This is a genomic window from Ruegeria sp. G2, from assembly GCF_056533505.1.
In genome coordinates this window covers 1-7669 of record NZ_JBQFON010000020.1, presented here as the reverse complement: position 1 = coordinate 7669, position 7669 = coordinate 1, and the positions used below count along the sequence as shown (strand labels likewise).

Genomic DNA, 7669 nt, shown 5'->3' with positions numbered 1-7669 from the left:
AAGTGGCCCAAAATCCGGCTGCCTCCACAAAATCGACTGAAACATCCTCATCGTCGAGAAACCAAACGAGTTTCCACACACCCTCAGCCCATAATGTCTATTGCTACATCACGAACGAACAGGCGTGAAGCGCTGCAAGCGGACTCAAAATGCTGAATAGTCATCTACCGAAAACAATTCACTCATGGCGATCCTCAGCCTCCTTGGTCAAGCCAAGTTAACCCGTCAAGAATGCGGGCATCTTCATCGCAGAATTCTTCGGGCTAACAATGACATGGTGCAATTTCGATCACAGAAAGACCCTTGAAGTGTCGGTACGATCTCTAATCAGCAAATTTTTTTCTGAACTGGCTCGGTGTGTGACCCGTCCACCGTTTGACCATCCTCGTCAACGTTGATTGATCGGAGTACCCCAATTCGGCAGCAATTTCTCCAAGTGGCGTTTCGGGTTCTCTCTGCAACCGTTCCACCGCGATCCGCACTCTTGTTCGCTCGACGATATCGGCGAAACTCGTGCCTTCCTCCCGGAGGTGCCGCCTGAGCGTTCTGCCGCTGACGCCAGCCGCGGCGGCCACCTGGTCCAGGAGCGGAGGGGTAAGGGGCAACATGCTTGAAACAAGTGTGGCCACATCCTCAGTCAGGCTGTTTCCCTGCCGAAGGCGTTTTGCATCAGTCGCGACTTGCAAGAGTGCTTTTTTTTGCACGGCATCCGTGAACTGCTTTGCTGCGACTTCATTGCTCACGACCACGTCGAGCGCACGGTCTTTGGCGGCGTGCACCTTTTCTCCCAGCCAGGGTCGTAAATGCGCGAGGCCTGCCGAGGGATGTGGCACGATTTCGACACGATCCGAACTGAGCGACGATCTAGACGCGACACTGCAGATCATGTCCACCAAGGCGGCAACATATTGCTGGACGAAATGCAGAACTTCGGTGTCACCAATGTCCAATGCCCACCCGTCCCGAATGTGCAGGCCGTCATCCTCTTCCAGCACGACGAACATTTCATGGGTGCAATGGAATGGCATCGTGCGCGCAAGACGTTGAAATCCTTCGCGCACCGTTGGACCGCAAAGCGCCGCCGCTCCAATCAGTCCAATTTCGTATCCACCCCGCCCTTTCGCCATTCTGTACGGCGCATCCAAGCCGTTTTTCCGAGAGATCTCCACCAACAGTGTCACAACCCCCCGAAGAGGGATTGGGAGGTATGGATCGTCGTCCGGGACCCAGGACAAGCCCGCTGTTTCAAGAAATGGCGCGAGCGCATGGCCGCTCTGGGTCACCCAGCGCCGCATCGGCGCGATAGAGGCCGCGCGGATCAAGGGAACGGATTGTGGCATTTGGGCGTCTCTACCGGACTCGCAATTTGGCCTGTGAAGTCAAATCCTGTGGGAAACATTGATCAGTATCAAGTCCTGCAAGGTGCTTTCGCGCAATTTTCGGCGCGCAACTTCCATTCACACCGGCCGCAGGACCGGAGGTAAACACAGGAGAAACTCGATGGGTTATAGAACTTCCATTCTGACCGCCGCGTTTTCCGGGGGCGTACTGCTGATGCAATCGGCAACACCCGGATTATCAGACGTGTCGCCTGGGTCGCCAGGTGCGACCACCACAATCGACGGCAAGCAATTGCCCCCGCCGCCCGCCAAGTTCGGTGGCAAAATCGAGGAGCAGGTGCTCAAATCCACCGAATTCTGGCCGCCCAGCGTGGTGCCGCCCGAGGGCGCTCCCAACGTGCTTTTGATCATCACCGACGATGCCGGCTTCGGCGTGCCCAGCACCTTCGGCGGGGTGATCCCGACCGAAACGATGGATGAGCTGGCCGCCGAGGGGCTGAGCTATACCAACATCCATTCCACCGCGCTGTGTTCGCCTACGCGTGCCGCGCTCATCACCGGGCGCAACCATCATTCGGTGGGCTTCGGTGTGATTTCCGAGCAATCGACGGGTTTTCCCGGCTACAACTCGATCATTACCGAGGACAAGGCCACGGTGGGCCGGATTCTGCTTGAGAACGGCTATAACACCTCTTGGTTCGGCAAGGACCACAATGTGCCGGCCTTCCAGGCCAGCCAGTCAGGGCCGTTCGACCAGTGGCCCACCGGGCTCGGCTTTGAATACTTTTACGGTTTCGTGGGCGGCGACGCCAACCAGTGGCAGCCGAACCTGTTCCGCAACACCACCCAGATCTATCCATTTGCAGGGGATCCGGAGTGGAACCTAATCACCGGCATGGCGGACGAGGCGATCAACTGGATCACCGAGCTGCACCAAATCGCCCCTGAAAAGCCATTCTTCGTGAAATACGCCCCCGGTGCCACCCATGCGCCGCACCACCCGACCAAGGAATGGGTGGAAAAGATCGAGGCGATGAATCTGTTTGACAACGGCTATGAAGCCTTGCGCGAAACCATCTTTGAAAACCAGAAGAAGATGGGTCTGGTGCCACAGGACGCCACCCTCGCGCCATGGCCTGCTGACAAGCTGAAACCGTGGGACAAGCTTTCGGATGACGCGAAAAAGTTGTTCATCCGCCAGGTCGAGGTCTTCGCGGCCTATGCGGCCTATAACGACCACGAGATCGGCCGCGTGATTGATGCGATTGACTCGCTGGGCGAGTTGGAAAACACGCTGGTGATCTATATCAACGGTGACAATGGTACCTCGGCCGAAGGTGGGCCCGTGGGTACTCCTAACGAAGTGGCCTGGTTCAACGGTGTCGCCGAGATGCCGATTGAAACCCAAATGCATTGGTATGACAGCTGGGGCACGGAAGAGACTTATAACCACATGTCTGCCGGCTGGTCCTGGGCCTTTGACACGCCGTTCGACTACTTCAAGCAGAACGCCAACCGTCTAGGCGGGATTCGTCAGAATATGGTTGTCGCGTGGCCCAAGGGTATCACCGACAAGGGCGGAAGTCGTGACCAGTTCATGCACGTGATTGACGTCGTGCCGACCATTCTCGAAGTCGCGGGCATCTCGCAGCCCGAGATCGTGGACGGCATTAAGCAATCGCCGCTCGAAGGCACCAGCTTTGCCTATACCTTTGACAAGGCCAATGCCGATGTGCCGAGCCGTCACAAGACCCAGTATTTCGAGATGATGGGCCAGTGGGCGCTCTACCACGAAGGCTGGCTTTTGAGCACCGAGGTCAACCGGATGCCATGGGAAACCCCTGGCACGCCGAACCCCGACCCGCTCAACAACCAGGTGCTTGAACTGTATGACCTGACCAAGGACATGAACCAGCGCAACAACATTGCCAAGGATCACCCCGAGAAGGTCAAGGAGCTGAAAGCGATCTTCATAGAAGAAGCCAAGAAGTATCAGGTGTTCCCTATGGATGCCTCGGTTACTTCGCGTCTAGCCAAGCCGCGCCCCAGCGTGACGGCTGGTCGTGACACCTTTGTCTATACCAAGCCGATGATCGGTCTGCCGCAGGGGGATTCACCCAGCATCCTGAACAGTTCCTACATCTTTACCGCCGATATTGAGGTGCCTGAAGGTGGAGCCGAGGGCATGATCGTGACCTCGGGCGGCCGGTTTGCGGGCTATGGGTTCTATCTCAAAGATGGCAAGCCGACCTTCACCTGGAACATGCTCAACCTCGAGCGCATCCAGTGGCAAGGTGACGAGGCTCTGAGCCCCGGCAAGCACACAGTGGTATTCGACTTCGAATATGACGGTCTAGGTGCTGGCACCATGGCCTATGGCAGCACCAGTGGCATGGGTAAGGGCGGCACCGGCACGCTGTCGGTCGATGGCAAGGTCGTGGCCACCAAGAAGATGAAGCACACCATCCCCGTCATCCTGCAATGGGACGAGTCCTTTGATATCGGGCAGGATACGCTGACGGGTGTTTATGACGCAGACTACCTGCCGCCGTTCAAGCTGACCGCAAAGCTCGACAAACTGACGCTCAAAATTGACCGTCCCAAGCTGAGTGAAGCCGACAAGAAACGTCTTGAAGACGCGATGCTGCGCGCAAGCGACTAAACCAACGTGGGCCGGAGCGTTGGCACCGGCCCGCGAGTTCAATCTGAAAACCAAAAAATGAAAAACTGACTACTCTCAACCTGCCGAAAGAATGACATGACCAAGTTTCGCTCAGACCTTCGCCATACTCTCACCCGTCGCCAACTATGCGCCGGTGGCGCCGCGATGATCGCCGCTGCCTCGGCGACGAATGTCTCCGCCGAAGACGCTGCAAATGCCGATTTCCTGTTCGTCCAAACCGCACAGGGCATGGCCTATGCGGCCGGCGATAACCGTCTCACCCTACGTGGTGTCAGTCCGGTCACATTGTTTTTCTCGGATCGCCCTGACCGCATCGCAGGCAATATGACAACCGAACGCTTCGTTCCGTTCTGGGGCGAAGGTCAGGACAGCTTCCTGTCTGATCCGCCAAATGCCGATCTGTCCATCCTCGAAGGGGATACCCTTCATCAGGTTGTGGTGGAACTGAAGCGCCCGGTCCTGAGCGGAAACGACCTTCACTATACAGTTGCCAAAATCCTGTCGGGAACGATGCCCGTGCTGGGTGGGAATACGTCCTTGTTCATTGACGTGATCGGAATGCCCCGCACTCCGGTTTCAATGGCTGGCGTGCGGCGGCGTGCATATCGTCGGGCGGTCATTCGATAAAGGAAAACCTGGAATTGACCCGGTGACCATGCAGGCGGATAGACTTACGGAGACCCAAGCATGATGGCGACATGCATAGTCCCATACGTCGCTGCAAACAGGCGACCAACTTTTGGGCCAAGGAGACCAAGGACGTGACCCTCCCCAAACACCTATATTGGTGGATTGTCGGGCTGGGCTCGGTCGTTCTCGTCATCGCGGAAGTGACATTGGGTGGCGTCCTTCTGCATAGCGAAACCAAGCAGATCACACCCACCACCAAGGTGCTCCTGCTACTTCTGAGCGGCAGTTTGCTGTCGCTCGGATTGCTGGCCGTACTCAGGCGCTATCTTTTGTCCCAGTTCGACATGCGGACAGATATTCATAGCGAGCATGTGCGATCGCCGCGCGCATTGAGTGTCATACCGCTGATACGGGCTATTCTGATTACCTTCACAGTCGTTGTCGCGGGGTTGTTCGCGCTCGCCGAACTTGGCGTCAAGATTGCGCCGATGCTTGCAGGGGCCGGAATAGTTGGCATCGTTCTTGGTATGGGGGCGCAAAGCCTGCTGAAAGACATTCTGGCTGGCATTTTTTTCGTGTTCGACGATGCCTTCCGCATCGGTGAGTACGTCGAGATCGGTGAAAGGCGTGGAACGGTCGAGCACATTTCGCTCCGCTCCATGCAGATCAGGCACCATCGAGGCGCACTGCAAACGCTACCCTATGGTGCGATTGACGCCGTGTCGAACTTGAGCCGCGACTGGGTCATCACCAAGCTGATCTTTCATCTGCCGCACGATACCGATGTGATGAAGGTCAAGAAGATCGTGAAAAAAGTGTCCGCCGAATTGATGCAGCACCCGGACTACGGGCCTAGCTTCATTGAGCCGCTGAAGTTTCAGGGCATCTACGACATTGACCTGTTTGGCCTGACAGTGCGGGTCAAGTTTACCTCGGTCCCGGGGGAGCAGTTCCTCGCCCGGCGTGAAATCTACAAAAGGTTGCAGGAAGCACTGGCGGAAAACGGTATCGATTTCGCACGCCGTTCAGTCGCGGTCGAGGCCCAGGATGATGCAGACACCCAGGAAAGATTGCTAGCGGCAGCCGAAGTGGAAGCAGACGATAGTGTCGCCAGCTAGATTACCCATCATGGCGTCTTTTGCAGAAAATCTCGGCTATCCATACCGGAATCGCGCACGACCACATGGATTTCGATGGGAGGACGCCGGTACGGAGCAATGCAGGCGCTATCAGCGCTCAGTCACCCCGACCATGGATCTAGGAAAAAGGTATGTTGAGGAGCCTCTGATCTGCCTGGAACAGGTTTGCGGAAAGCAAAAGCACAGGGAGTTTTCAAATGCTTTGCGGGCCGCTTTACTGGCCGGAGCGATGGCGTTCAATCCGATTGTAGTTTTGGCCCAGCCCCAAGATGTACATGAGGTCCATCAGGACGCGAATGACTGGGCGCAAAACTGGTCGGAAAGCTGGCGCGCTCGGATCAAGAAACGCCACAGCCGATTCGAAAACCTCTTCAACTGGCAGTTGTCTGAGAACACACTTCTGTCGTTCTACGGTCAACTCAATCTGATGTATCTGAACTATGACGATGGGTTTGACACCATCACATCCGTCCGGGACAACGCGAATTCTCCTGGGCGCTTGGGTTTGCGGCTGGAGACAGACCTGAACAACGGGACTGGGGTTTTCGCCAACATCGAGACCGGGCTGCGCCGCACGGATTATGATAGCTTGTTTGGCATTGGGCCACCCGAGGAGACCACGGATTGGAACCGAACCCTGCTTCGCAAGGCCGAAATACGCTTATCAGTGCCAAGTGTTGGGTATTTTTCCTTCGGTCAGGGAAACATGGCGGCTGACGGCATCACCGGCTTCGATTTTTCAAACACCACGGTTACGGCGACCAACAGCGTTGGAGACTCCGCATCTGGCGAAAATGCGGTCTTTACGGATGGCACGATCAGTTCCCAGGGACTGGAAACTTTCTTTCCAACCTTTGAAGCTTCCAGGCGATTTCGAGCGCGCTATGACAGCCTTGCCAGCAATGGGTTATCTTGGTCGGTTTCTTTAGGCAAAGAGGTGCTTCAAGACAACAATGACAACATCTATGCCGATGCCGCATTGCGTTACGAAACACAGTGGCGCCAGTTTCGTGTCAAAACAGGGATCGGTTATGCATTCAACGACGAGTCGCCCGATTTTCTGTCAGGCTCAGTGGCAATGATCGATGATCAAACCGGGTTGAATCTGGCATTTGCCGCAGGCGCCAACAGCGACGACGGCAGTTATGCTTACGGCAAACTCGGCATCATCCGGGATATTCTCAAATGGGGCGGCACCGCGCTTTCCGCTGACTACTATGACAGTTCCAACCCAACCACGGGGGCAAGTGGTTCGGACTCATGGGGAATTGCGTTGGTACAGGACATTGATGCCAATCAAGCCCAGATCTACGCAACCTATCGCACGTACCAGATTGACGGAACCGTGAGGCAGTACCAGGACGTTAAGGTGTTTGCCGCCGGTATCCGATTTACATGGTAAGGTTCCCACCTCTGCACTACCGGCGGCGTCATGGAAACGCCAATGCTGGATCGCTGCCGGTATGGGTTTGTCTCGGTCAACCGTTTCTTTCACCTGGTCGATCGGTGTTTGAGCAACCGTTGCTTAGGTTTTTCGATGATCTCGTTTTCAGCAGATGCAAACCTAGGGTCTTTGCACCAAGACCGCGAACCGCAGATATCAGCCTCTCAAGCACCAAGACTGACTGGCTGTTCTGTCCCGCGACCTGTGAGTTGCCCTGACAAACGTCGCTGCGTCGTGGAGGAAAGGCCGGTTTTTCTGCCGCCACGCGGCGTCACGAACTAAGCACATGCAGCGATTTTCATGCTGCGTGCGCACGCAGCGAAAAATAACGATGACTGCCTCGGGCTGAGGGTGTGTGGAAACTCGTTTGGTTTCTCGACGATGAGGATGTTTCAGTCGATTTTGTGGAGGCAGCCGGATTTTGGGCCACTTT

General features: G+C 56.1%; 5 protein-coding genes. 4 read left to right on the top strand and 1 reads right to left on the bottom strand.

All coding sequences use genetic code 11. The annotated features are described in order from the left end of the window. Window positions 1-323 precede the first annotated feature (323 nt). Window positions 324-1322, bottom strand: a complete 999-nt coding sequence (locus tag ACR0DU_RS21245) for a helix-turn-helix domain-containing protein (protein ID WP_480877311.1) — start codon at window positions 1320-1322, stop codon at window positions 324-326. A 178-nt stretch (window positions 1323-1500) separates the two neighbouring features. Between ACR0DU_RS21245 and ACR0DU_RS21240 the strand changes: the two genes are divergently transcribed. The 4 genes from ACR0DU_RS21240 (at window position 1501) to ACR0DU_RS21225 (ending at window position 7194) form a co-directional block, all read left to right on the top strand. Beyond that, window positions 1501-4002, top strand: coding sequence for an arylsulfatase (locus ACR0DU_RS21240; protein ID WP_480877309.1), 2502 nt, complete (start codon window positions 1501-1503; stop codon window positions 4000-4002). 96 nt (window positions 4003-4098) lie between these two features. Next, entirely contained in the window at window positions 4099-4650 is a 552-nt protein-coding gene (locus ACR0DU_RS21235) for a hypothetical protein (protein WP_480877306.1), read from the top strand. A gap of 71 nt (window positions 4651-4721) precedes the next feature. After that, window positions 4722-5771, top strand: a complete 1050-nt coding sequence (locus ACR0DU_RS21230) for a mechanosensitive ion channel family protein (protein ID WP_480877303.1) — start codon at window positions 4722-4724, stop codon at window positions 5769-5771. Between the two features lie 274 nt (window positions 5772-6045). Then, a complete protein-coding gene (locus ACR0DU_RS21225) occupies window positions 6046-7194 on the top strand; it encodes a porin (RefSeq protein WP_480877300.1) in 1149 nt (382 codons plus the stop codon). Window positions 7195-7669: the final 475 nt, after the last annotated feature.